General features: G+C 66.4%; 23 protein-coding genes and 2 tRNA genes. 17 read left to right on the forward strand and 8 right to left on the reverse strand.

The annotated features are described in order from the left end of the window. Positions 1 to 463: 463 nt before the first annotated feature. From CI15_RS11670 to CI15_RS11695, 6 genes are all read left to right on the forward strand, one after another. Positions 464 to 3,700: an Rne/Rng family ribonuclease gene (locus tag CI15_RS11670; RefSeq protein ID WP_062127858.1), complete on the forward strand. Its 3,237-nt coding sequence runs from the start codon at positions 464 to 466 to the stop codon at positions 3,698 to 3,700. Between the two features lie 190 nt (positions 3,701 to 3,890). Continuing rightward, positions 3,891 to 5,000 (forward strand): GTP 3',8-cyclase MoaA, encoded by a 1,110-nt coding sequence (gene moaA / locus CI15_RS11675; protein WP_062127860.1) that lies wholly within the window; start codon positions 3,891 to 3,893, stop codon positions 4,998 to 5,000. 15 nt (positions 5,001 to 5,015) lie between these two features. Then, on the forward strand, positions 5,016 to 5,642 hold the full coding sequence (gene mobA / locus CI15_RS11680; protein WP_062127861.1) for a molybdenum cofactor guanylyltransferase MobA: 627 nt from the start codon (positions 5,016 to 5,018) through the stop codon (positions 5,640 to 5,642). Positions 5,643 to 5,703: 61 nt separating this feature from the next. Further along, entirely contained in the window at positions 5,704 to 7,020 is a 1,317-nt protein-coding gene (moeA, locus tag CI15_RS11685) for a molybdopterin molybdotransferase MoeA (RefSeq protein ID WP_062127863.1), read from the forward strand. Positions 7,021 to 7,098: 78 nt separating this feature from the next. Continuing rightward, complete coding sequence (locus CI15_RS11690; protein WP_008923126.1) at positions 7,099 to 7,374, forward strand: hypothetical protein; 276 nt, start codon at positions 7,099 to 7,101, stop codon at positions 7,372 to 7,374. Next, positions 7,374 to 7,856 (forward strand): GNAT family N-acetyltransferase, encoded by a 483-nt coding sequence (locus CI15_RS11695; RefSeq protein WP_062127865.1) that lies wholly within the window; start codon positions 7,374 to 7,376, stop codon positions 7,854 to 7,856. The genes CI15_RS11690 and CI15_RS11695 overlap by 1 nt, the downstream gene beginning before the upstream one ends. A gap of 18 nt (positions 7,857 to 7,874) precedes the next feature. Here CI15_RS11695 and CI15_RS11700 read toward each other — a convergent pair whose 3' ends face one another. The 5 genes from CI15_RS11700 to pncB form a co-directional block, all read right to left on the reverse strand. Continuing rightward, the gene (locus CI15_RS11700; protein WP_062127867.1) at positions 7,875 to 9,323 is read right to left on the reverse strand and encodes a DNA recombination protein RmuC; all 1,449 of its coding nucleotides are present in this window, start codon (positions 9,321 to 9,323) and stop codon (positions 7,875 to 7,877) included. Then, positions 9,320 to 10,309: a 2-hydroxyacid dehydrogenase gene (locus CI15_RS11705; protein WP_062127869.1), complete on the reverse strand. Its 990-nt coding sequence runs from the start codon at positions 10,307 to 10,309 to the stop codon at positions 9,320 to 9,322. The genes CI15_RS11700 and CI15_RS11705 overlap by 4 nt, the downstream gene beginning before the upstream one ends. Positions 10,310 to 10,356: 47 nt before the next feature. Next, positions 10,357 to 11,745 (reverse strand): sodium:proton antiporter, encoded by a 1,389-nt coding sequence (locus CI15_RS11710; RefSeq protein ID WP_062127973.1) that lies wholly within the window; start codon positions 11,743 to 11,745, stop codon positions 10,357 to 10,359. A gap of 70 nt (positions 11,746 to 11,815) precedes the next feature. Then, positions 11,816 to 12,478 (reverse strand): LutC/YkgG family protein, encoded by a 663-nt coding sequence (locus CI15_RS11715; RefSeq protein WP_062127871.1) that lies wholly within the window; start codon positions 12,476 to 12,478, stop codon positions 11,816 to 11,818. A gap of 175 nt (positions 12,479 to 12,653) precedes the next feature. Then, positions 12,654 to 13,850: a nicotinate phosphoribosyltransferase gene (gene pncB, locus CI15_RS11720; RefSeq protein WP_062127975.1), complete on the reverse strand. Its 1,197-nt coding sequence runs from the start codon at positions 13,848 to 13,850 to the stop codon at positions 12,654 to 12,656. A 291-nt stretch (positions 13,851 to 14,141) separates the two neighbouring features. Here pncB and fdxA point away from each other — a divergent pair, with 291 nt between their 5' ends. From fdxA to CI15_RS11760, 8 genes are all read left to right on the forward strand, one after another. Further along, positions 14,142 to 14,465 carry a ferredoxin FdxA gene (gene fdxA / locus CI15_RS11725; protein ID WP_062127873.1) on the forward strand — a complete coding sequence of 108 codons (324 nt, stop codon included), beginning with the start codon at positions 14,142 to 14,144 and terminating at the stop codon, positions 14,463 to 14,465. 119 nt (positions 14,466 to 14,584) lie between these two features. Continuing rightward, positions 14,585 to 14,660, forward strand: a tRNA-Asn gene (locus CI15_RS11730). Between the two features lie 62 nt (positions 14,661 to 14,722). After that, positions 14,723 to 14,798: transfer RNA gene (locus CI15_RS11735), tRNA-Asn, on the forward strand. A gap of 160 nt (positions 14,799 to 14,958) precedes the next feature. Then, positions 14,959 to 15,435, forward strand: coding sequence for a CreA family protein (locus CI15_RS11740; protein WP_062127875.1), 477 nt, complete (start codon positions 14,959 to 14,961; stop codon positions 15,433 to 15,435). A gap of 103 nt (positions 15,436 to 15,538) precedes the next feature. Continuing rightward, positions 15,539 to 16,381: a helix-turn-helix transcriptional regulator gene (locus CI15_RS11745; RefSeq protein ID WP_062127877.1), complete on the forward strand. Its 843-nt coding sequence runs from the start codon at positions 15,539 to 15,541 to the stop codon at positions 16,379 to 16,381. 140 nt (positions 16,382 to 16,521) lie between these two features. Next, positions 16,522 to 17,283 (forward strand): AzlC family ABC transporter permease, encoded by a 762-nt coding sequence (locus CI15_RS11750; protein ID WP_062127879.1) that lies wholly within the window; start codon positions 16,522 to 16,524, stop codon positions 17,281 to 17,283. After that, on the forward strand, positions 17,280 to 17,603 hold the full coding sequence (locus tag CI15_RS11755) for an AzlD domain-containing protein (RefSeq protein WP_062127881.1): 324 nt from the start codon (positions 17,280 to 17,282) through the stop codon (positions 17,601 to 17,603). The genes CI15_RS11750 and CI15_RS11755 overlap by 4 nt, the downstream gene beginning before the upstream one ends. Positions 17,604 to 17,939: 336 nt before the next feature. Continuing rightward, the gene (locus CI15_RS11760; RefSeq protein ID WP_062127883.1) at positions 17,940 to 18,707 is read left to right on the forward strand and encodes a DUF4088 family protein; all 768 of its coding nucleotides are present in this window, start codon (positions 17,940 to 17,942) and stop codon (positions 18,705 to 18,707) included. A gap of 30 nt (positions 18,708 to 18,737) precedes the next feature. Here the strand turns inward: CI15_RS11760 and CI15_RS11765 are convergent, their stop codons facing one another. The 3 genes from CI15_RS11765 to CI15_RS11775 all read right to left on the reverse strand — a co-directional run bounded on the left by CI15_RS11765 (position 18,738) and on the right by CI15_RS11775 (position 21,898). Further along, positions 18,738 to 20,933: an ATP-dependent helicase gene (locus tag CI15_RS11765; protein WP_062127885.1), complete on the reverse strand. Its 2,196-nt coding sequence runs from the start codon at positions 20,931 to 20,933 to the stop codon at positions 18,738 to 18,740. 94 nt (positions 20,934 to 21,027) lie between these two features. Then, positions 21,028 to 21,291 carry a hypothetical protein gene (locus CI15_RS11770; protein WP_062127887.1) on the reverse strand — a complete coding sequence of 88 codons (264 nt, stop codon included), beginning with the start codon at positions 21,289 to 21,291 and terminating at the stop codon, positions 21,028 to 21,030. A 91-nt stretch (positions 21,292 to 21,382) separates the two neighbouring features. Continuing rightward, a complete protein-coding gene (locus tag CI15_RS11775) occupies positions 21,383 to 21,898 on the reverse strand; it encodes a hypothetical protein (RefSeq protein ID WP_062127888.1) in 516 nt (171 codons plus the stop codon). Positions 21,899 to 22,254: 356 nt separating this feature from the next. Between CI15_RS11775 and CI15_RS11780 the strand changes: the two genes are divergently transcribed. The 3 genes from CI15_RS11780 (at position 22,255) to panS (ending at position 25,257) form a co-directional block, all read left to right on the forward strand. Further along, positions 22,255 to 22,473 carry an RNA-binding S4 domain-containing protein gene (locus tag CI15_RS11780; protein ID WP_013090085.1) on the forward strand — a complete coding sequence of 73 codons (219 nt, stop codon included), beginning with the start codon at positions 22,255 to 22,257 and terminating at the stop codon, positions 22,471 to 22,473. Between the two features lie 287 nt (positions 22,474 to 22,760). Beyond that, positions 22,761 to 24,176, forward strand: coding sequence for an MATE family efflux transporter (locus tag CI15_RS11785; RefSeq protein ID WP_062127977.1), 1,416 nt, complete (start codon positions 22,761 to 22,763; stop codon positions 24,174 to 24,176). Positions 24,177 to 24,297: 121 nt separating this feature from the next. Continuing rightward, complete coding sequence (gene panS, locus CI15_RS11790) at positions 24,298 to 25,257, forward strand: ketopantoate/pantoate/pantothenate transporter PanS (RefSeq protein ID WP_062127890.1); 960 nt, start codon at positions 24,298 to 24,300, stop codon at positions 25,255 to 25,257. Positions 25,258 to 25,296: the final 39 nt, after the last annotated feature.

A 25,296-nucleotide genomic window follows, 5' to 3' on the forward strand; every position in this document is an offset into this window, starting at 1 on the left:
TGTATGACGCCCTGCTGGACGAAGCTGCAAGTCGCGAAAATACGGCGTGCGCCCGAGGCGTCTTGTAGAAAGTACAAGACATGGCGACGTCAAAAGAAGGTGAGACACCCCCAGCAGGATAAGACGCGCCGCCTGCGCGAACTTCCCGTTGCGGCATGACCGCGGACTTCGGCCCTTCGCTCGCGCGCCCATTTGGCGCGCCGGCTTCCCAGGACGAAGACTTATGAAGGTCTGCTGGCAAACCGCGGCGTGTCAGGCCATGATTTGAAGCCGTGTTCGCATGTGCCCTGCGGCACCGTGCCCATTTTTTTATTGGGCCGGGCCCTCTCAGGCAATTCTCCCGCCATCTTTCCCGCTCCAGCGTGCTTGTGAAAACACAATAAGACGCGGCGCGCCCGCCCCCTCCGCTTTCGCGACTGACAACCGCGCAGCTGGGCCGGCGAGGCCGCTCTGGAGTCGTTCAATGAAACGAATGTTGTTCAACGCGACGCAGCAGGAAGAACTGCGCGTCGCCATCGTCGATGGGCAAAAACTCATCGACATCGACATCGAAACCGCCGGCCGCGAACAGCGCAAAGGCAATATTTACAAGGGCATCATTACGCGCATCGAGCCTTCGCTCGAGGCCTGCTTCGTCAATTACGGCGAAGACCGCCACGGCTTCCTGCCGTTTAAGGAAGTCGCCCGCCAGTACTTCCGCGAAGGCGTCGACATGCGTTCCGCACGCATCCAGGACGCGCTGAAGGAAGGTCAGGAACTGATCGTCCAGGTCGAGAAAGAAGAACGCGGCAACAAGGGCGCGGCCCTGACCACGTTCATCTCGCTCGCCGGCCGCTATCTGGTGCTGATGCCGAATAACCCGCGTGGCGGCGGCGTGTCGCGCCGGATCGAGGGCGACGACCGTCAGGAACTGCGCGAAACCATGGCGCAGCTGCAATTGCCGGAAGGCATGAGCATCATCGCGCGCACGGCCGGCATCGGCCGCAGCGCCGAAGAGCTGCAGTGGGACCTGAACTACCTGATGCAACTGTGGCGCGCGATCGAAGCCGCGTCGCAAAGCGGCACGAACGGTCAGCCGATGCTGATCTATCTCGAATCGAGCCTCGTGATCCGCGCGATTCGCGATTACTTCCAGCCCGATATCGGTGAAATCCTGATCGACACGACCGAAATCCATGACCAGGCGCGCGCCTTCATGGATATCGTGATGCCGGACAACGTCAGCAAGGTGAAGCGCTACCACGACGACGTGCCGCTCTTCTCGCGCTTCCAGATCGAGCACCAGATCGAAACCGCGTACTCGCGCACGGTGCCGCTGCCGTCGGGCGGCGCGATCGTGATCGACCACACCGAAGCGCTCGTCGCGATCGACGTGAACTCGGCTCGCGCGACCAAGGGCGCGGACATCGAGGAAACGGCCGCGCGCACGAACCTCGAAGCCGCCGACGAAGTCGCCCGCCAGTTGCGTCTGCGCGACCTGGGCGGCCTGATCGTGATCGACTTCATCGACATGGAATCGGCGAAGAGCCAGCGCGAAGTCGAGCAGCGCCTGAAAGACGCGCTGAAGCACGACCGCGCCCGCGTGCAAATGGGCAAGATCTCGCGCTTCGGCCTGATGGAGCTGTCGCGCCAGCGTCTGCGTCCGGCCCTGTCGGAAGGCAGCCACGTGACGTGCCCGCGCTGTAACGGCACGGGCCACATCCGCGATACCGAATCGTCCGCGCTGCAAGTGCTGCGGATCATTCAGGAAGAAGCAATGAAGGAAAACACCGCGGCGATCCACTGCCAGGTGCCGGTCGAAGTGACCGCCTTCCTGTTGAACGAGAAGCGGGCCGAAATCAACAAGATCGAGTCGCGTTTCAAGGTCAATGTCGTGCTGATCCCGAACAAGCACCTCGACACGCCGCACTACAAGCTCGAGCGTCTGCGCCACGACGACGCGCGCCTCGACGATCCGCGCGCATCGTGGAAGATGGCCGAAGAAGCGGCCCGCGAACTCGAATCGGAAACCGGCTACAGCAAGCGCGCCGAAGAAGTGAAGCCGAAGCAGGAAGCGGCGGTCAAGGGCATCACGCCCGAGAAGCCGGCGCCGAGCGCTCCGGTCCGCCCGGCGGCGACGCCCGCTCCGGTCGCGGTAACGCCGGCCAGCGGCGGCTTCATCGGCTGGTTGAAGAATCTGTTCGGCATGCAGCCGGCTGCTCCGGCGCCCGCCGCACCGGCCACGACCGACAAGCAGGCCCGTCCGCAACGCGGCGAGCGCACGGAGCGTGGTGAGCGCACGGGCGAGCGTGGCGGCGATCGCAACCGCAATCGCCGTGGCGGCGCAGGCGGACGCGACGCGGCAGGCCGCGGCGAAGGCGTAACCGGCAGCCGTCAGGCGCAAGGTCAGCAGCCGTCGCAGCGTCGCGAGGAACGCGAAGGCCGTGAGGCACGCGAGGGCCGCGAGCCGCGCGCCCCGCGTGAGCAGCGCGAACCGCGTGAAGGCCGTGAACCGCGTGAAGCACGTGAAGCACGTGAGCCGCGCGAGGCTCGCGAGCGCGACAGCCGTGGCGCCGAGCGCGCGGAAGCCGTCGAAGGCACGGCACGCGCCGAGCGTCAGGAACGCGGCGAACGCCGCGAGCGTGGCGAGCGCGCTGAACGCGTCGAGCGTGGCGAGCGTCGCAAGCCGCAGGCGGAAACCGCCGCGGCGCTGACGCAAACCGACGCGCAGGCCGCCGACGAACTGGCGCGCAACCGCGCGGCAGCGGGTGAAAACGGCGTGCCGGTCGATCAGGAAGCCGTCGCACGTGAGGGTGAAGAGCGTCGTCGCCGCCGTCGCGGCCGTCGTGGTGGCCGTCGCGAGCGTGAAGAGGACGTGAACGGCAATCTCGCCGCGGACGTCGCGGAAGCAGAAGGCGACAACGTTGCCGCCAGCGACGAAGCACCGGTGCGCGCCGAGCGCCCGGTCGAGCACGCACCTGAAGCCAGCGCAACGAAGGACGTGACGCCGGTCGAAGTGGTCGTCGCCGCTGTCGCGACGGAAACCGTGGTCGTGACCGAACTGCACGCAGCAGCCGAAACGCCGGCTCTGGCCGCGGAAAATGCCGCGAAGACCGAAAAGATCGTGCCGGTCGAAGAGGCTCCGGCGGCATCGATCGAACCGGTCACGGCGGTGGAACCGGCTATTGAAACGCCGGCGCAAGCCGCGCAAGCTGCGCCGGCCACGAGCGAACCGGTCGCGACGTTTGCCCCGAGCGAACCGGTCGCCCATGCCGAAGCGCCGGCAGTCGAGCCGGCAGTAGAAGTGCAGCCGGCCGTCCAGACCGAACCGCAAGCCGCCCCGGCCGCGTTCGACATCGCGGCTCCGGCCACGGTCGTCGAGGCGCCGGCAGCCGAACCGGCTCCGCAGGCCGAGATCGTCGAACCGCAACCGGTCGTCGCAACGGAACCGGCTGTGGTCGAACCGGCGCCGGTCGCCGCGGCCCCGCAGCAGGCTCCCGCCCGTAGCGCCACGCCCGCCGCATCGGCCGACGCGCTGAAGCCGATCCTCGAGCAGGCTGGCCTGATCTGGGTGAACACCGACGCCGACAAGCTGCGCGCCGCGCAGGAAGCGGCGGCGCAGACGGTCAAGCCGCCGCGCGTGGCCCGTGAGCGCAAGGCGTTGCCACCGGTCGACAGCACGCCGATGCAGCAGGTCGAAACGGTCAAGCATCCGCAGTAAGCCGCTTCGTTGTTAGCGAAAAAGCCCGCCCTTTCCGGCGGGCTTTTTCTTTTTGTGGCCATTTGGGCCACGAGCCGCGTCATGCCGCTCCCCGTATACCCCGACAACGCCCGCCGCCGGCCTGCTGCCACGGGCATTTCCGATAGAATGAATCATCCGCTGTCCGTTCAAGCATCCGACGAAGCATTTCATGTCCCGACGCATCATTCCCGTTGCCGATCTCACCGCGGCGCCGGTCATCGCCGGCCCGGCGCAGACGCCTAGCGGCGAGCTGCACGACGCGCTCGCGCGTCCGCTGCGCGATCTGCGCATCTCGGTGACGGACCGCTGCAACTTCCGCTGCGTCTACTGCATGCCGCGCGCAGTGTTCGACAAGGACTACGCGTTCCTGCCGCACAGCGCCCTGCTGAGCTTCGAGGAGATCGAACGTCTCGCGCAGCTGTTCGTCGCGCACGGCGTCGAGAAAATTCGCCTGACCGGCGGCGAGCCGCTGCTGCGCAAAAACCTCGAATTCCTGATCGACCGGCTCGCCCGCTTGACCACGCCTGCGGGCCGTCCGCTCGATCTCACGCTGACCACGAACGGTTCGCTGCTCGCGCGCAAGGCCCGCAGCCTGAAGGACGCAGGCCTCACGCGCGTGACCGTCAGCCTCGACGCGCTCGACGACGCGCTCTTCCGCCGCATGAACGACGCCGACTTCGCTGTCGCAGACGTGCTCGACGGCATCGCTGCCGCACACGCGGTCGGGCTCGCGCCGCTCAAAGTGAACATGGTCGTCAAACGCGGTACCAACGACGGCGAAATCGTGCCGATGGCACGTCATTTCAAAGGCACGGGCGCGGTGCTGCGGTTCATCGAATACATGGATGTCGGCACGTCGAACGGCTGGAACATGACCGAAGTGCTGCCCTCCGCCGACGTCGTCTCGCGCATCGCCGAGCATTTCCCGCTGGTTCCGCTCGAAGCGCACAGCGCGGCCGAGACCGCGCAGCGCTGGGGCTATGTCGACGGCGGCGGTGAGATCGGTGTGATTTCGAGCGTCACGCGCGCGTTCTGCGGCAATTGCACGCGAGCGCGTTTGTCGACCGAGGGCAAGCTGTACCTGTGTCTATTCGCGGCGACCGGCCACGATCTTCGCGCCTTGCTGCGAGGCGGCGCGAACGATGCCGAGATCGCCACCGCCATCGCCGAAATCTGGCAGGGCCGCAGCGACCGCTACTCGCAACTGCGCGGCAGCCAGCCAGCCGATCCGCACGAGCCGACCGGACGGCGCGTCGAAATGTCTTACATCGGCGGCTGAGCGGCCGGCCGACGCATGCCCATCCCCCGCGAACAGATCACTGGCCTCGTGCTCGCGGGCGGGCGCGGCACGCGCATGGGCGGCGTCGACAAGGGGCTGCAGCCGCTCCACGGCGAACCACTGGCCGCTCACGTGTTGCGGCGGCTCGCGCCACAGACCGGAGCGCTGATGATCAGCGCGAACCGCCACCCCGACACCTATGCGGCGCTCGGCGCACCGTACCGCGCGAAGCTCGTCACCGACACCCTCCCCGATTTTCCCGGCCCGCTCGCCGGCATGCTCGCCGGACTGCGCGCAGCAGGCACCACGCACCTGCTGAGCGCACCCTGCGATTCGCCATGGCTGCCGGCCGACCTCGCCACGCGCCTCGCGCGCGCACTCGACACGAACGACGCCGACATCGCCACCGTCACCACCGTCGACGCCCACGGCGAAACATCACTGCACCCGGTGTTCGCGCTGTTGCGCACCTGCGTCGCAGACGACCTGGCGGCATTTCTGGCCGCCGGCGAGCGCAAGGTCCGCGCGTGGTACGCACGCCACAAGACGGTCGAAGTCGTCTTTACCGACGAGCGCGCGTTCTACAATGCCAACTCGTTACAAGAACTCGCCGACCTCGAACGTGATCGAGGCCCCGGCTGACATCCGCTCCGGCCGCACGGCAATAGCCGCGCCGGCCTCCGGTCGCGACGCCTAGCTCTTCATGACCACGCTCAACGACTTTTCCCGCTGCGTCGCGCAGTACGATCCTCACGCGCTACCCGTCCCGGCCGCTCAGGCGATCGTCCGGCAGTGGGCGACGCCGGTCGTGGCGATCGAGCGCGTGGCATTGCGTGACGCGCTCGACCGCGTGCTCGCCGCCGATATCGTCTCGCCGATCGACGTACCCGCACACGACAACTCCGCGATGGACGGCTACGCGTTCAACTCCGCGGCACTCGCAAGCGGTACGCGAGGCGCCGCGGACAGCGTCGAGCTGACGGTAGCCGGCAAGGCGCTCGCGGGCCATCCATTTGCGGGCCAGGTTGCGGCGAATCAGTGCGTGCGCGTAATGACGGGCGCCTGCCTGCCCGCCGGTTGCGACACCGTCGTGCCGCAGGAACGGGTCGAGCGCGACAGCGCGGCGTCCACGTCGATCCGTTTCGCCGCCAGCGCGATCACGGCGGGCGCGAACCGCCGCCGCGCCGGCGAAGATCTCGCGCGCGGCCACGTCGCGCTGCGTGCCGGACGCATCGTGCGCGCCTCGGACCTCGGCTTGCTCGCGTCGCTCGGCATCGGCGAAGTCAGCGTGCGCCGGCGTCTGCGCGTCGCGTTCTTTTCGACCGGCGACGAGCTGCGCTCGCTCGGCGAACCGCTCGACGCCGGCTCGGTCTACGACAGCAACCGCTACACGCTGTTTGCGATGTTGCGGCGCCTGAATGTCGACGCGCTCGATCTCGGCGTCGTGCGCGACGAGCCTGCCGCGCTCGAAGCCGCGCTGCGGAGCGCCGCGGCCAATGCCGACGTGGTGCTGACCTCGGGCGGCGTGTCGGTCGGCGAAGCGGACTTCACGAAGCAACTGCTGCAGACCTTCGGCGACGTGGCCTTCTGGAGTCTCGCCATGCGCCCCGGCCGGCCGCTCGCATTCGGCCGCCTATGGTCCGGCGCGCAGCCTGGACTCGGCAAACCTGCGCTATTCTTCGGCCTGCCGGGCAATCCGGTCGCCGTGATGGTGACGTTCTACCAGATCGTGCGCGAGGCGCTGCTGCTGATGGCCGGCGCGACGCCGCGGCCGCTGCCGGTCATTCACGCGACGAGCCGCGTGGCGCTGGGCAAGCGCGCGGGCCGCACCGAATTCCAGCGCGGCATCGCCGAACAGGATGCGCACGGCCACTGGCACGTGAGCCCGACCGGTTCGCAAAGCTCGGGCGTGCTGAGCTCGATGAGCGAAGCGAACTGCTTCATCGTGCTTGGCCATGACGAGGGCGACATCGACGTCGGCGAACGCGTGTCGATCATGCTGTTCGACGGGCTCATCTGAGCTTGCGCGCCGCGCATCGATCGCACCCCATCGGCGCTTCACCCACTATCACTACTACGACATACGGGTTTGACTTACATGAAAAAACAGATCTCGTTCATCGCACCTGGACAAACCGCCAAAGCGCTGATCCTCGTGTATCTGACGTTCTCGGTGCCGATCGTGCTGCTCGGTGTCGTGGTCGCGTTCGTGCGTTACGGCTCGGTCGAGCTCAGCACGGTGTTCAGCGCGCTGCTGCTGAACGCGATCCTCGGTTTCGTGTTGTTGTGGATCGCGTGCCACGCGTACAACTGGGTCGCGTCGCGCTTCGGTGGTATCGAAATCCATCTGGCCGACGCACCGGAAGAAGCGTAATGCCCGCGACGATCCGCGCCGCCACGCCCGCGGATACCGGCGCGATCTTCGCGCTCACGTACGAGCTCGCGCAGTTCGAAAAGCTCACGCACCTCTTCGTCGCGACGGAAGCAAGCCTGCGCGACGCACTGTTCGGTGCGCGGCCGTCGATCGAGGCGCTGGTTGCCGAAAACGCGGGACGCATCGTCGGCTACGCGCTGTTCTTCCACAATTTTTCGAGCTTCGCGGGCCGCCGCGGACTCTATCTCGAAGACGTCTACGTGCAGCCCGCGCAGCGTGGCAGCGGGCTCGGCACCGCACTCTTGCGGCACGTCGCGGCGCTGGCGGTGGAGCGGCAATGCGCGCGCTTCGAGTGGACCGTGCTCGACTGGAACGCGCCCGCGATCAGCTTCTATCAGAAGATGGGCGCGACGGTGTTGCCCGATTGGCGCGTCGTGCGCGTGACGGGCGATGCGCTGGAGCGCCTGGCCGAAGGGGCTTGAGCCGCAACGCCGCTCGCCTCATTGCTCATCAGGTTCCACACCGTTCAACGCATCGCCGAGCAACCCGCTCGCTTCGTCGCCAGGTAACGCTTCGACGTCGCGCAGCTTGCGGTTCATCATGCGCGTGCGCGTTTCCGCGGCCTCGATCGAGCGCGTGACGGTTTCGAGTTGCGCCTTGGTCCTGGCGAGCACGTCGCCGAATTTGCCGAACTCCGTCTTCACCGCGCCGAGCACCTGCCACACCTCGCTCGAGCGCTTCTCGATCGCGAGCGTGCGAAAACCCATCTGCAGGCTATTGAGCAACGCGGTCAACGTGGTCGGCCCCGCAATCGTCACGCGATAGTCGCGCTGCAGCAGATCGGTGAGCCCAGGCCGCCGCAGCACTTCCGCATACAGGCCTTCGGTCGGCAGAAACAGCAGCGCGAAGTCGGTCGTATGCGGCGGCGCCACGTACTTCTCCGCGATCGTGCGCGCCTCCGCGCGAATCCGCGCTTCGAGCGCCCGCGATGCTTCCTCGACCGCGACCGGATCGGCGCGCTCCTGCGCTTCGATCAGGCGCTCGTAGTCCTCGCGGGGGAATTTGGCGTCGATCGGCAGCCACACCGGCGTATTCGCGCCGCCGGGCTCGGCGCGCCCCGGCAGACGGATCGCGAACTCCACGCGATCGGCGCTCTTCGGCACCGTCGCGACGTTCTTCGCGTATTGATCGGCGGTCAGCAGTTGTTCGAGCAAGGCTTCGAGCTGCACTTCCCCCCACGTGCCGCGCGTCTTCACGTTGGTCAGCACGCGCTTCAGATCGCCGACACCGGCCGCCAGCGTCTGCATTTCACCGAGTCCGCGATGCACCTGTTCGAGCCGGTCGGACACGAGCTTGAACGATTCGCCGAGCCGCTGTTCGAGCGTGGCGTGCAGTTTTTCGTCGACGGTGCGGCGCATTTCCTCGAGCCGAGTCGCATTGTTCGCCTCGATGTCCTTCAGGCGCTGCTCGATCGTCGCGCGCACTTCGGCGAAGCGCCGGTCGTTGGCCTCGGTCAGTTGCCCGAGTTGCAGGCTCAACGTGTCGCCGAACTGCTTCAGCGAGCGGCCCTGTTCGTCGCGTGCCTGCTGCGCCTGCGCCTGCAGGCTGTGACGCACGGCATCGAGTTGTTGAGCGAAACCGTCGATCTTGCCGCCCTGCACCGTCGTCATGCTGCTGAACTGCGCGGCGAGCGTCTGCTGAAAATGCGCGAAGCCGCTGCTTTGCTCGGTGCGCGACACGCGCGCGGTCTCGGCGATGTCGGTGCGCAATTGCCGCTCGAGACGCTCGGCGGTGTGCGCCTGTGCGTCGACGACGGCATCGACGCGTTCGTTCAGCATCTCGAACTGCTCATGCTGGTCCGTGCGGTCGTGACCGCGCAACAGCAAGGCCAGTGCGATCACGAGGGCGACCGCCAGCACCGCGACGGCCGCCACCAGAATCATCGTCATGAACGCGCCTTGCCGATCACGTCGGGGTTGATCGGATTCGGCGGCTGACCGGCGCGCGGTCCCACGCCTAGCCCGGCGATCAGGTTGTCCGCGGCCAGATTCGCCATGGCGCGGCGCGTGGCTTCCGTTGCGCTCGCGATGTGCGGCGTCAGCACGACGTTCGGCACATCGAGCAGCGCCGGATTCAGATTCGGCTCGCCCTCGAACACGTCGAGCCCGGCCGCCGCGATGCGCTTGTCACGCAGCGCGTCGGCCAATGCCGCATCGTCGACGATGCCGCCGCGCGCGATGTTCGTGAGCGTCGCGCCCGGCTTCATCAGCGCGAGTTCGGCCGCCCCGATCGTGTGGTGATTGTCTTTCGTGTACGGCAGCACCAGCACCACGTGGTCGGCGCGCCGCAACAGCTCCTCTTTCGACACGTACTCCGCGTTCAGCTCGGCCTCGATCTGCGGCGCAACACGCGAGCGGTTGTGATAGATGACCCGCATGTTGAAGCCCTGCGCGCGGCGCGCGAGCGCCTGGCCGATACGGCCCATGCCGATCACGCCGAGCGTCGAGCCGTACAGGTCGCTGCCGAGGAAGCCGTCGTAGCTCCACTTCTGCCAATGCCCGGCGCGCAGCCAGTGCTCCGATTCAGCGATGCGGCGCGCGGCGGCCATCATCAGTGCCCAGCCGAAGTCGGCGGTCGATTCGTTCAGCACGTCCGGCGTGTTGGTGCCGAGCACGTTCGCCGCGTTGAACGCGGTCATGTCGAAGTTGTTGTAGCCGACTGCCATGTTCGACACGACGCGCAGACGCGGCGCGGCGGCCAGCACGCCCGCGTCGATCATCTCGCCGGCCGTCAGCGCGCCGTCCTTGTCCGCGAGACGGCGCTTCAGCTCGTCGGCGGGCAACACGTCGCCCGCGTTCCAGTCGACGTCGAAGTATTGCTTGAGCCGGTCGATCACGTCGGGAAAGATCGAACGGGCAACGAGGATTTTCTGCATTGCAAGTCTCCGTATCGCACGTCGAGGGATCGCCTCGAGTTGCAGAATCAGGGTCCAAAAAAGAGCCAGCCGGTCAGCGCGAACAACGGCAGCAGCACGGCGCCGGACCAGCCCAGATACGCAAAAAAGCTCGGCATGCGCACGCCGCGCGATTGCGCGATCGCCTTCACCATGAAGTTCGGCGCGTTGCCGATGTAGGTGTTCGCGCCCATGAACACGGCGCCGGCCGAAATTGCCGCGAGCGTGGTCGCGCCGGTGCTCATCAAGGTCTGCGCATCGCCGCCGGCCAGGTTGAAGAACACGAGGTAGGTCGGCGCGTTGTCGAGAAACGAAGATAACAGGCCGGTCGCCCAGAAGTACATGATGTCGCGTGGGTCACCGGACGGCTCGTTGACCAGATGGACGATGCCCGCGAACGCGCCGGCTTCTCCCGCGCGCAGGATCATGATGACCGGCACGATCGTCACGAAGATGCCGGCAAACAGTTTGGCCACTTCCTCGATCGGCGCCCAGTTGAAGTCGTTGCCCGCGCGGGCCGCGCGCGGGGTCCACGCGAGCGATAGCAGCGTGACGACGATCAGCGCGGCATCGCGCACGATGTTTTGCAGCGCGAGATGCGTGCCAAGCACGTCGAACGTGATTTGCGGGCGCCAGAATCCACTCATCAGCACGAGCGCGATCACCGCGGCGAGCAGCACGAAATTGATCTTGCCGTCGATGCCGAGCGGGGCGCCATCGGGCGTCGGATCGAGAAAAGCCGAACGCACCTCCTCGCGCCGGTGAAAGTAGTACGAGTCGAGCACGTAAAAAGCGACGAGCAGCATGCCGCTCACGAACAGCATCGGCCGCGCGAGATGCGTGGTGGTCCAGAAGAAGCTCACGCCTTCGAGAAAGCCGAGGAACAGCGGCGGGTCGCCGAGCGGCGATAGCGCGCCCCCGATGTTCGCGACGAGGAAGATGAAGAACACGACTACATGGGTCACATGGCGACGATTGTCGTTGGCGCGCAGCAACGGGCGGATCAGCAGCATCGCCGCGCCGGTCGTGCCCATCACGCTCGCGAGCACGGTGCCGAGCGCGAGAATCGCGGTGTTCAGACGCGGCGTGCCATGCAGATTGCCGCGCACGCAGAGGCCGCCCGCGACCGTATAGAGCGCGGTGAGCAGGATGATGAACGGAATGTACTCGCCGAGCATGGCGTGCGCGAGCGCCCCGAGCGCAGCGCTTGCGCCGAAGCTCAAGGCAAACGGCGCGACGAATGCGAGTGCCCACGCCGCTGCAATCTTGCCGAAGTGGTGATGCCAGAAGACTGGCGCGACGAGCGGAAAGATCGCGATCGACAGCAGCATGCCCGCAAAAGGCAAGCCCCACAGCGCCGACAGGTGCGCGCCGTCGAACGTCGCGGCCAGCACGGGCGGCGAGCACAGCGCCAGCATCGATGCCACCGTGAGCCACAGGCCCACGCGGGTCGCCCGCGAACTCAAGCTACGCCGCCGCGCGACGCGTTCAAGCATCCTGCACGACGATCACATGCACCCGATAAGGGCCGTGCGCGCCCAGCACGATGGTCTGCTCGATGTCGCCGGTGCGCGAGGGCCCCGATACGAAATTCACCGCGCGCGGCAGCTCGCCGCGTTCCTTGCGGATCAGGCCGAACGCCTCTTCATGACCCGCGACGATGCGTGACGCCGGTACGATCGCGATATGGGTCTCCGGCAACAGCCCGGCCGACGCATACGTTTCGGGCCCGGACAGCAACACCAGTGTGCCGGTCTCCGCGGTCGCGCAAAAGCAGCCGGTGAGACCGACCACGTCATCGTCTTTTGGCTTGCGAAATTCGACGGCGAGGCCCGCTTCGGACCACGGCAAATCGCGCAGCGTTTGCCACGCGATGGCCTGCAACGGCAAGCCGTGTTGCGTCAGATAGCGATGCGCGGCGGCGGGCACATCGGCAAGGGTTTGAACGGTGTCGACAGTGCTCGCCAGCTTCTGCGCTTCTTCGATGAAGCGCGCACACAGATCGGCGGGCATGTCCGGGCGCGGACCGACCGGATGACGCGCGAGATAGTCCGCCGCGGCTTCGCGCTCGCCGGCGCTCGGCTCAGGCTCACGTCCTTGCGCGGCGCGGATGCGCGCCAGGATATTGCGGCGGGCAAGCGATGTGTCCATGGGCGAAATCCTCGTGTCGACAGCCGTGCGATATGGCGAGGATTATACCGGCCGCCCTCCACGCGAACACCCTGGCCGAACGGCATATTGCCGGGCGTCTGGAACGCGGCGACACTGTTCGCCGCCCTACCCCGAAGGCGGACAGATCATGAAAAGGTGACGAACTGCAAAGCCGTTACTTCGCCGTCTCTTCTTCCGGCTGCGCGATGCCGAACACCTGACGCAGATACGCGAGATACGCCTTGTCCTCGCACATGTTCTTGCCCGGCGAGTCCGACAATTTCGCGACCGGCTGACCGTTGCAGCGAACCATCTTGATCACGATCTGCAGCGGGTTGTAGCCGAGGTCGTTGGTCAGATTGGTGCCCACGCCGAACGCGAGCTTGCAGCGGCCGCGGAAGCGCTCATAGAGCTGCAGCACTTTCGGGATGTCGAGCGCGTCGGAGAACACCAGGATCTTGGTACGCGGGTCGCAGCGATTCGCTTCGTAGTGTTTGAGCAGGCGCTCGCCCCAGTCGAACGGATCGCCGGAATCATGACGCGCGCCGTCGAACAGCTTGCAGAAATACATGTCGAAGTCGCGGAGGAACGCCTCCATGCCGTACACGTCGGAGAGCGCAATTCCGAGGTCGCCGCGATATTCCTTCGCCCACATCTCGAAGCCGAAGATCTGCGAGTCGCGCAGACGCGGACCGAGTGCCTGGCAAGCCTGCAGGTACTCGTGCGCCATCGTGCCGAGCGGCGTCAAGCTGTGTTTCATCGCGTAGAACACGTTGCTCGTGCCCGCGAACTGCTCGCCCAGGCCGTCCTTCAGCGTGAGGATCACTTCCTCGTGCCACTGTTTCGAGAAGCGGCGGCGCGTGCCGTAGTCGGCGATCTTGCAGTCGGCGAATTCCGGACGCGCGCCGAGCAACTGGATCTTGTCGAGCAGACGGCCGCGGCCGACGTGGTAGTCGGGCGTTTGCTGGGTGTTGCGGAAATAGACTTCGTTGACGATCGCGAGCACCGGAATTTCGAACAGGATCGTATGCAGCCACGGCCCCTGGATATCGATGTCGATTTCGCCATTGCCCTTCGGCGACGGCGTGATCGAAATGTACTTCTCGTTCAGATGGAACAGCGCGAGGAACTCGATGAAGTCGCCCTTGATGAAGCGCATGCGCCGCAAGTAGTCGAGTTCTTCGTCGGCGAAACGCAGTTCGCAGAGCTTGCGCACTTCGTCGCGAATCTCGTCGATGTACGGCACCAGATCGACCTTCGGCGTGCGGCAGCGGAAGCGGTACTCCACGTTCGCGGCGGGGAAGTGATGCAACACCACCTGCATCATCGTGAACTTGTACAGATCGGTATCGAGCAGCGAAGTAATAATCATGATGGTACGAACTGGACCGCTGAAAAAACGAAAAGGGCTCACAGCACCCTTGCAACGGACGCGCTGCGCCCAGCAGCGCGCCAACCTGACGCATGTTACCCGAATGCGTTCGGAGCCATCGTGCCACAGGGCTTCCGGCGGCTGCCAGCGGGTACTTGCGGCACCCCATAAACTAATCACAAAAACATATAAGACACATGAGCCGAGGCTTTATGCGCCTCTTGACGTTACGTTACAATAGCTTTTTTGGCGTACGCGCCTTCCCTGATTCCGCATGCAGGAGCTGCCTGAATGACTCACGTTGTGACCGAAAGCTGCATCAAGTGCCGCTATACCGACTGCGTCGATGTGTGCCCGGTGGACTGCTTTCGCGAAGGTCCCAACTTCCTCGCGATCGACCCCGACGAATGCATCGACTGCGCCGTGTGCGTGGCCGAGTGCCCGGTGAACGCCATTTATGCCGAAGAAGATGTGCCGGGCGACCAGCAGGACTTTATCGCGCTGAACGCCGACCTGGCGAAGGCATGGCCCAGCATCACGAAGACCAAGGCGCCGCTGCCGGAAGCCGACGAGTTCAAGGACGTGAAGGAAAAGCTCGCGCTGCTCGCGCGCTGAGCGCGGCGGCCTGTCGCCCTGCCCTGTCGATTCATATTTAGTATGAAGATGAATGCAGAGGTATTGACAGGCGATTAAGTCGACTCTACAATTTCGCTTCTCTGCTGTTGTTGTTCTGTTCCTCGATAGCTCAGTCGGTAGAGCGCCGGACTGTTAATCCGTAGGTCCCTGGTTCGAGCCCAGGTCGAGGAGCCAAGAATTGCAAAAGCCCGTTAACCAAGACGGGTTTTTTTATGTAGATCAAGTTGTACTGCTGTTCCTCGATAGCTCAGTCGGTAGAGCGCCGGACTGTTAATCCGTAGGTCCCTGGTTCGAGCCCAGGTCGAGGAGCCAAAAATTTTGAAAGGCCCGCATCCGTGCGGGCCTTTTTGTTTTTGCGCTCCGACCGGGTGGCCTCACGCGCGCGCCGCGCCGTTATACGATGGCGGCTTCACGGCGCACGTTTCACCGCTCTCTGGCGCCGGCCCACTCCAGACACTCAACCGGCAAGCTCATGAAATCCACCTCGTTAGGCTTCGCATTGGCGGCCGTCGGCGCACTGCTGCTCTCTTCAGCGCACGGCGAAGAAATCGCCAGCGTCAATACGAATTTTCGCGTTACCGGTTCCGACCGCGTGGTCGTCGAGGCGTACGACGATCCCGTCGTGCAAGGCGTCACATGCTACGTGTCGCGCGCGCGGACCGGCGGCGTCAAAGGCACGCTCGGCATCGCCGAAGATCCGACCGAGGCGTCGATCGCGTGTCGCCAGGTCGGGGCGCTGCACTTCACCGGCCCCGTCAAGCAGAAGGACGACGTGTTCTCGGTCAGCATGTCGCTGATCTTCAAGTCGCTGCACGTGGTGCGTGTGGTCGACACGAAGCGCAACGCTTTGGTCTATCTGACATACAGCGACCGCGTGGTCAGCGGCAGCGCGAAAAACAGCGTGAGCGCCGTGCCGATGCCACCCGGCACGACGATTCCAGTTAAGTAACGGGACGTGAGCAAATGGACTGCCCTAGCGGCTCGCGCAGCCACGCTCCCCGTCGTCCCCGTCCACGACGCGTTAAACTGAGCGGTCCTGCTGGACTTTCGTCATGACCGCCACCCCTCGCTTCCGCGATTCCGCCCGCTACTGGCGCACGCCGCTTCTGCCCGGCGCGGATCTGCTCACCGCCGAATATCACGACCACGAGTTCGCGCCGCACTGGCACGACGCGTACACGATCCCGGTCATCGTCGCTGGCGCGGAATGCTATCGCTATCGCGGCGAAAACCATGTCGCCGAAGCGGGCAGCGTGCCGATCATCAATCCGGGCGAGTTGCATACGGGATCGAAGGCGGTCGAGGCTGGCTGGCGGTATCGCGTGATGTATGCGCCGGTCGAGTTCCTCCGCGCGCTTGCCGACGAAGTCGCCGGCAAGCCGCAGGCCTTGCCGTGGTTTGCGCCCGGCGTGATCCGCGATGCCGATCTCGCGACGCGGCTCGCCCATGCCCATCGTCTGCTCGAAGCCGGCGACGACGCGCTCGCCGCCGAAGCCGCGATGCTCGACGCTCTGTCCACGCTGCTCGTGCGCTACGCGCAGACGCGTCCCGCATCCGCGCGCGTCGCGCCTGACGACACCCGCGTCGCACTGATGCAGGAGCGCCTGACTGGCGATCTCATCGAACCGGTGACGCTCGCCGAAGTCGCCAAAGCGGCGGGTCTGTCACCGTTCCATGCGGCACGGCTCTTCACACAATCGACTGGCCTGCCGCCGCACGCGTGGCGCAATCAGGTGCGTCTGCAGCGCGCGCTCGCGCCGTTGCGCGCCGGCGCCTCGGTGACCGATGTCGCCGCCGCGAGCGGCTTCACCGACCAGAGCCATTTCACGCGGCATTTCCGGCGCATGTTCGGCGTGCCGCCGGGCCAATGGCAAGGCAGCCACCGCGGCGCGTAACTGCCCATGCGGTGCCTGCACCGCGCTCCGTGAGCGTTCCTCCGCAATCCGCCGGCCACATCCACCAGCAATCCCGCCGCAAGAACGTACAAGTCCGAACACCGGTCAGCCGCTATGCTTCCAGAATCAAGGAGGCTAGATTGACCCATTCCACCCAAGGCCAGCCCACCCGGGGCGGCCATCTCAAAGAATTCGCCGCCGGCGCCCGCGACATCATCCCGATGATGGTCGGCGCCGCGCCATTCGGCGTCATTTTCGGCACGTTGGTGACGTCCGGCCCACTGCATCCGTGGCACGGGCAGCTGATGTCGCTCGTCGTCTTCGCGGGCTCCGCGCAGTTCATCGCGCTCGGGCTGATCGCCGGGCATGCGAGCTTTGCCGTGATCTGGGCGACCACGCTCGTCGTCAATCTGCGTCACGTGCTGTATAGCGCGACGCTCGCACCGCACGTCGCGCATCTGCCGAAGCGCTGGCGCTGGGCGCTCGGCGCGCTGCTCACCGACGAGGTCTTCGCGGTCGCGTGGGAGCACTACCGGCATCGCGAGCCGGGCACGGTCGGCCCGTACTACTTCTTCGGCGCCGGCGTCGCGATGTATCTGAACTGGCAACTGTGGACCGTCGCCGGCCTGCTGTTCGGCGCGGCGTTCCCGGGCCTGCAGTCGCTCGGTCTCGACTTCGCGATGGTCGCCACGTTCATCGCGATCGTCGTGCCGCAACTGGTCGCGCTGCGCTATATCGCGGCGGCCGTCACCGCCGGCACGCTGGCGTTTTTCTGGCAGGCATGGCCGTACAAGCTCGGCCTGCTCGGCGCGGTGTTCGCGGGGGTCGCGGTCGGCGTGCTGTTGTCGATGTCGCGTCTGAACCTGCGCGGCGCGCGCCGCACCGTGGAGGCCACGCGATGAGCTACGTCGTTCTGATCCTCGGTATGGCCGCGATCACCTGGCTGATCCGCGCGGCCGTGTTCGTGCTCGGCGACCGGCTCGTGTTCCCGCCGCTTCTGCGCACCGCGCTCGGCTTCGTGCCGGTCACCGTGCTCACGGCGATCATCGTGCCGATGGCCGTATCGCCGCACGGCAACGATGCCGAGTTGAGCTGGCGCAATCCGCAACTGGTGGGCGCGCTCGCCGCGATCGTCGTCAGTGCGCTGACGCGCCGGCCGCTGCTGACGATCGCAGTCGGTCTGGTGGTGTTCTTTGTCTGGCAGTGCGTCGTGCTGAAGTAAGCGCGCCCATTCTCTGCGCGCGTCAACTCCGCGGTTCGTCGACACCTCGCCGTGTCGCGGACCGCGCCGCTCCCCCTCCCTACGGCCCTCCCCCGGGGCTCGGCCGCTCGAAGCTTCCCTCCAAAGCGCCCGCACTCCGCGGGGTAACCCTCAAGTTTCCGCCCACTCCGCCGATATGCAGTCGAGGTCCGCTCATCGGGAGTCGTCCCGCTGGTTACGCGGCAACAGGTTGGAATCACGCGCGTCGGCAGCCGGCGTCGCAATGGCTCGGTCCGCATCTGGCCGGGCGAGCTTGCGACAGCGCGCCGCGCGCGGCCGCATTAAACGGGATAACACATGGGTCAAATCACCCTGAAGCTCAAGGACGAGACCGTCGCATCGCTGCGCAAGGACTTCGAAGCCTTTTTGCGGGTCTCGCTGAAGCTCGATCCGCAGTTCGCGACGCCGTCGTTCGAGGATTTCCTGCGCGCGAAGCTGCTCGACAACATGGTGCCGCTCACCGAGCACGCGGTGCAGCGGATGCTGCAAGGCGGTCAGTACGCATGGGCCAAGCGCACGCTCGACAAGGAGTTTCCGGACGTCGTCTCGATCCTGATGCGGCAGGCGAGCGAGTTCGGCTTCGGTTTCGCGGCGCGCTCGGAATGGACACCCGAGGAGCTCACCAAGCAATGCCGTGATTGGGCGGCTGCGATCGTCAAGGAAGCGGAAGGCGACGCAACGCTGGTCGACCCGCTCGCCGCACAGATCAAGAGCACGGTGCAGGACATCCAGGCGCTCGAGGAAGTAATGCAGACGCCGGCGTGGCGGCTCGTCGAATCGCTGCGCCAGCGCGTCTACGAGGCGAAGGTCGCGTGCGAGACGAACGTGGGCAGCACCGCGCGCGAGAAGCTCGGCGAACTGCGCGGACTGTTGCGGCTCGGCATTTCGCACGGCACGTTCCAGAAGCAGGAAGCGCAGCAGATCATGGAATATCTGCGACTCCTGAAACCGGAGATTTTTGTCGACGAGCCGTACGACGTGTTCTCGCGGCTCGCGGCGTGGCTGCGTAACTTTTTCGTGCCGCCGCCTCCGGTCGCGCAGCAACAGCAGCGGCAGTCGCGCTGAGCCTGAACGGACCCGCGCGGCGCTAGCCGCTCAATCCCACATCTTCCTGAGCTTCGCTCCGATCTCGATCTTCGCCTGCGCGGCCGCGGCCAGTCCCGCCGCGCTCGGCGCGCTCGCCACCGGCACGCGCGGCCATGCATAGGCGTCGAACAGCGGCAGCATCGGCGTGGCGATGAAGCGCGTGCGCGATGCCCACACGTGCCGGTCGCCCAGATGCGTCTGGTTGTGCACGTAAAAGCGCTGCGGCACGACGATATGCAGGTCTTCCTTCGCGCGCGTCATCGCCACGTACAGCAGGCGCCGCTCCTCGTCGATTTCCTCGTCGCTGCCGGTGCCGAGATCGGACGGAATGCAGCCGTCGACACCGTTCAGCACGAACACGTTGCGCCACTCCTGGCCCTTCGCCGAATGGATCGTCGACAGGATCAGGTAGTCCTCGTCGAGCAGCGGCACGCCGGATTCGTCGCTGGTGGCGTCGGGCGGATCGAGCGTCAGCTCGGTCAGGAAGCGCTCGCGCGACGGATACGTACCGGCGATGCTTTCCATCTGCAACAGGTCCGCGTGACGGACCGCGGCATCTTCGTGATTGCGCTCCAGATGCGGCTCGTACCAGCGCCGCACCATCTCGAATTCGGCGGGCCACGGTGTCTGCCGCCCGTACACGCTCGACATCAGCCTGACGAACGGATGCCAGTCCTCCTGCGTGCGCGCGGGCGGCGCAAACGCGGCCAGCGCGCCGCTGGCGGTCGCGACCGGGTCGCCGCCCTGCGCGCGCGCGACGATGTCGTCGAGCACCTTCGCCGCAGTGGCGGGACCGACGCCCGGCAGCAGCTGCACGACGCGAAAGCCGGCGACGCGATCGCGCGGATTCTCGGCCCAGCGCAGCACCGCGAGCACGTCCTTCACATGCACCGAGTCGAGAAATTTCAGGCCGCCGAACTTGACGAAAGGAATGTTGCGACGCGTGAGCTCGATCTCGAGCGCGGCGCTGTGATGCGCGGCGCGAAACAGCACCGCCTGCGACTTCAGCTTTACGCCCTGCTCGCGCGCTTCGAGCACCTGCTCGACGACGTAGCGGGCCTGCGCGGCGTCGTCGGCGACCGTGACGAGGCGCGGGCGCTGCGCCGACGCCTTGTCGGTCCACAGATTCTTCGTGTAGCGCTCGCTCGCGAGCTCGATCACCGCGTTCGACGCGGCGAGAATCGGCGCCGTCGAGCGATAGTTCTGTTCGAGCGTGACCTGCCTCGCGGGCGGGTCAAACTGCGCGGGAAAGTCGAGGATATTGCGCACGGTCGCGCCGCGAAACGAGTAGATCGACTGCGCATCGTCGCCGACCACGGTCAGGCCGCGGCCGTCCGGTTTCAGCGCGAGGAGGATCGACGCCTGCAGGCGGTTCGTGTCCTGGTATTCGTCGACCAGCACGTGATCGAAGCGCGCCGACAGATCGGCCGCGATGGCCGGTTCCGCGGCCATGTGCGACCAGTACAGCAGCAGGTCGTCGTAGTCGAGCACGCTCTGCTTCTGCTTCGCCTCAACATACGCGGCGAACAGCCGGCGCAGATCGTCCTCCCACTCCCGACACCACGGAAACGCGCGGTCCAGCACCTGACCCAGCGATGCGCCCGTGTTGACGACACGCGAGTAGATCGCGAAGCAGGTGCCTTTAGCCGGAAAACGTCGCTCCTTCGCGGACAGTCCAAGCTCGTGGCGCACGAGGTTCATCAGGTCGGCGGAGTCTTCGCGGTCGTTGATCGTGAACGCGGGCGCGAGGCCGATCAGATCCGCGTACTCGCGCAACAGCCGCGCGCCGACGCTATGGAACGTGCCGGCCCACGTGAGCCCTTGGGCGAGCGCGGTGCGAGCGCCGACGGTAGTGGCCGCGGCGGCGGTGATGCGGGTGACGCGGCGGGTCATTTCGAGCGCCGCGCGGCGCGAGAAGGTCAACAGCAGGATGCGCTGCGGATCGGCGCCCTTCACCACCAGATTGGCGACGCGGTGCGCGAGCGTGTTGGTCTTGCCGGAGCCGGCCCCCGCGATGACGAGCAGCGCGCCGGGCAGCGCGTCCGGCGTGTCTGTTCCATATTCGACGGCTTCGCGTTGGGCGTCGTTGAGCTTCGCGAGCCAGGCGGCGGTATCGAACGACGGAGCGGATTCGGCGACGGTGGACACGGGTCGGTTTGCGGGGTTGGATGGATTTTCAGGATGCGACGCATACTGTATATCCATACAACCTTACGCGACAAGCGCCCTTTTTTCGAGCGCATGCCTCGTCCAGTTCATGTCGACAGGGGCGTGCCGGGCCGCCCGCCGACGCCGCATGCTACTGCTTCTTCGCGTCCTTCAGATTGGCGTCGGCGCTGGCCTTGTCGGCGTCGGCTTGCGCGTCGGTTTTGGCCTTGTCCGCCTTGGCCTGGGCGACCGTGGCCTTCTTGTCGGCCTTCGCCTGTTCCTTCGCGGCCTTCTTGTCCGCGTGCGTGGCGGGCGCCGCGGCCGGGTCGGTCGTCTGTGCGAACGCGGCTGACGACAGGCAAGCCGCAAGCAGCGCGGCGTAAATCTGGTTTTTGGTGGAACGGTTGAGGTTCATCCGATCTCTCCCTGATGGATATGTCGTTAAGCGACCGACGCCCGTGGCGCGCGAGCCTTGCCGGCCCACGCGCCACGGCCTCCGGCCGGGCTCAATGCTTGACGTCGACGCCGTCAGCCTGGGCGGCGGTCTGCCCTTCCATGTTCATCTTCATTTCGTTATTGGCGCTCTGCTTGTCCGCCTTCTGGTTCAGCTTCGCCCCGCGCACCTGCTCCGTGTACTGGTCCTTGGCGGCCTTCTGCTGCGCCTTCAATTCCGCTTTCGACGACTTCTTCGCCGCGCGATACTCGGCGTTGGCCTTCGCATCGGCGTCGCGCTTCTGCACGAGCGGGTCGGTCGAGCCCGAGGCCGTCAAACGAGCCGGCGGCGGCGCCTCGACCCCTTGCGCGGCGGGTGCGCCCGGCACTTGCTGCATGCCTTGCGCCGAAGGCGGCATCTGCATGCCCTGTGCGCCAGCCGCAGGCGGCGCCACGCCGGCGGCGCTCTGGGTCTGGATCTGCGCCTGACCGCCTATGCCTGCTGCCGGTTGCGCGGTCTGCGCGACGGCGGCCGTCGCGGCAAAAGCAGTAAGGGCGGTACCGATCAGGAGCGAACGAATCTGGGTCATGGCTATCCTCTCTAAAGTTGTTGTGACTCGGGCGAACTCTCCGGCGTCGTGATGACGGAATGTCTCGCGCGCCTCGCCCGGTCCGTGCGTCGCTGGCTAAGTGGCCGGGGAAGATCCCGGAATTCCAGCGGGCTTTGCTGCTGAGATGCACTTTAAGAGTGAAATCCGTCCGCCACGACCAGAGTTACGGAACGTTTCACTTTCCGACAAATGAGCAACATCTGCTTTCAATTGCTTGCGCGCGGGACGCGCTGCATGACCCGGCGCTGGCGCGACGGCCCCGCGCCGCCGCGCCGCGTGCACTTGCTTTATGATGCGAACCCCCAACGCGACCCCGTGCCAAAGGTGCAAACGCCATGCCCAACCTCAATTTCACGCTCACCGGCGAGTACGTCGAACTGCACAACCTGCTGAAGATCACGGGTCTCGCGGACAGCGGCGGCTCCGCGAAGATGATGGTCGCGGACGGCGCCGTGATGGTCGATGGCCGGGTCGAAACGCGTAAGACCTGCAAGATCCGCGCGGGCCAGGTCGTACTGCTCGGCGACACGCGCATCGCGGTCCACGAAGGCTGACGGCAGTCCGGAAATTCGCAGGAAGGGGCGCACCAGAATTGTGCGTTCTCCATCGACATCGGCCGGGCAAGGCAATAAGCTGTCGGTTTCGACAGGTAAACGACGAAGCGACGAAGCGCACCACGGGCGAGAAGTCGGCTGACCGGCTCGCCGTCGCGGATTGTCCCGCCCGCTGCCCAGCCAGGCCACTCACCCCCGTATCGCGCAACACCGTGCAACGCGTCGCGGCTTGCGCCCGCCTCGCGCTGTCGCCACCGCTGTCGACCCATTTCGCCGCCAGGCATTCGATGACTCAACCCAGCTTTGCCCGAGCGGCCAGCCGGCCGCCGACCCTATCCCGCCACGCGGCCGATACCGCGCGGCTCGCCGCACCGCTCGCGATCGCGCAACTGTCGCAGATGGCGATGAGCGTCACCGACACGATCCTGCTCGGCTCGCTCGGCCCCGATGCGCTCGCCGCCGGCGGCCTCGGCGCCAACCTCTTTTTCGTCGTCGTCACGCTGCTGCAGGGCGTGCTGACCTCGGTCAGCGTCAGCGTCGCGCACGCGCGCGGCGCCCAGGACGACGGCCGCGTGCCGCATATCTACTGGACCGGTTTCGTGCTGGCGGTGTTGTTGGCGGTGCCGGCGTTCGTCCTGCTGTCGTTCGCCTCGCGAATCCTGCTCGCGGTCGGCGAGCCGGGCCTGCTCGCGCACAACGTCGGCCAGTACGCGGCGGTGCTGCGTTGGGGCGCGCCCGCGAGCCTGATCGGCGTCGGCCTGATGCGCTCGTTCCTGCCGGCGATCGGCGCGGCGCGACGCCTGTTGTGGGTGTCGATCGCGAGCGTCGTCGTCAACGGCTTCCTGAACTACGGGCTCATCCACGGCGTGTACGGACTGCCGCGGCTCGGCTTCCTCGGCTCGGCGGCCGCGACTACGATCACCGTCTGGCTGACTGCCCTCGTGCTGATGGCACTGCTGCATCTGCGGCCGCGCTTTAAGCATTTCGTCGTCGCGACGCGGCCCAGGCTGCCCCTGATGGGCGAGTTGTTCGGCATCGGCTGGCCGGTGGCGATCACCTACGGCGTCGAGTCGACGCTGTTTCTCGCGACCGGCCTGATGGTCGGCCTGCTCGGCGAGTCGCAGCTGGCCGCGCATCAGATCGCGCTGAACGTCGCCTCGGTCGCGTTCATGGTGCCGCTGTCGATCGGCCAGGCGGCCAACGTGCGGGTCGGCTACTGGGCCGGCGCCGGGCAGCCGCTCGCCGCGCGCCACGCGGGTTTCGTCGCGCTCGCGCTCGGCGTCGGCTTCATGTCGATGTCGGGCCTCGTGCTGATCACCGCGCCGCACTGGATCGTCGGTCTGTATCTGCATCTCGACGACCCGGCCAATGCGCCGACCATCGCGCTCGCCAGTTCGCTGCTCGGCGTGGCGGCGATTTTCCAGATCGTCGACGGGATGCAGGCGGTCGGCTCCGGTTGTCTGCGCGGCCTGAAGGACACGCGCGTGCCGATGATCGCCGCCGCGTTCGGCTACTGGGTGATCGGCTTTCCGACCGGTTATCTGCTCGCGTTCCACGCCGGCCTCGGCGCGCGCGGTTTGTGGTGGGGCCTCGCGGCGGGCCTCGCGAGCGTCGCGCTGCTGATGACGCGGCGCTTTCACCGACTAAGTCTGCGGCCGGCGCCGCAGGCGAGATCGGTCACGCCGCCGGCGCGGTCGGCTTGAGCGAAGTATCGACAAGCCTCACTCCTGAAGCATTCCCTGCAAAAGGTAAAATGGCGGCCGCGGCGCGCCGGCGCTCGCGCGCGCTCTCTCGCGACACAACATAACCAAGGACCACCCCGCCATGCTTGCCCGCGTCACCCGCCTGTTCCCGCTTTGGGCCGTGCTCGTCTCGGTCGCCGCGTACTTTTCGCCGGCCTCGTTTTCCGGCGTCGCGCCGCACGTCACCACGCTGCTCACGATCATCATGCTGGCGATGGGCGTCACGCTGTCGGCGTCCGATTTCCTGCGCGTGTTTGCGCGCCCCGCGCCGGTAATCGCCGGCATCGTGCTGCACTACCTCGTGATGCCGCTCGCCGCATGGGTCATCGCCAGGGCGCTGCGCATGCCGCCCGATCTGACCGCCGGCATGGTGCTGGTCGGCAGCGTCGCGAGCGGCACCGCGTCGAACGTGATGATCTATCTCGCGCGCGGCGACGTCGCGCTGTCGGTGACGATCAGCGCGCTGTCGACGCTCGTCGGCGTGTTCGCGACGCCGCTGCTCACGCGTCTTTATGTCGACGCGTCGATCGTCGTCGACGTGCACGGCATGCTGATGAGCATCCTGCAGATCGTCGCGCTGCCGATCGTCGTCGGTCTGGTGGTCAATCATCTGTTCGGCAAGCTCGTGCGCAAGATCGAGCCGATCCTGCCGCTCGTGTCGATGGTCGCGATCGTGCTGATCATCGGCGCGGTGGTGGGCGGCACGCAGAAGAGCATTGCGTCGGTCGGCCTCGTCGTGATGGTGGGCGTCGTCCTGCACAACGGCATCGGCCTGCTCGGCGGCTACTGGGGCGGCCGTCTGCTCGGTTTCGACGAAGCCGTCTGCCGCACGCTCGCGATCGAAGTCGGCATGCAGAACTCGGGGCTCGCCGCGACGCTCGGCAAGCTCTATTTCACGCCGATCGCCGCGCTGCCGGGCGCGCTGTTCTCGGTGTGGCACAACCTGTCGGGCTCGCTGCTCGCCGGCGTGTGGGCCGGTCGTCCCGCGAAAGGCTCGACGCATCCCGACGGCCAGCGCGCGCTGCAAGCTGAGCGCGGCTGATCGCGCGCTGGCGCGCCGCCCACGTTTTCAGACGAACGA

Origin of the sequence: Paraburkholderia monticola (assembly GCF_001580545.1) — a bacterium.
GTDB classification, from domain to species: Bacteria; Pseudomonadota; Gammaproteobacteria; order Burkholderiales; family Burkholderiaceae; genus Paraburkholderia; species Paraburkholderia monticola.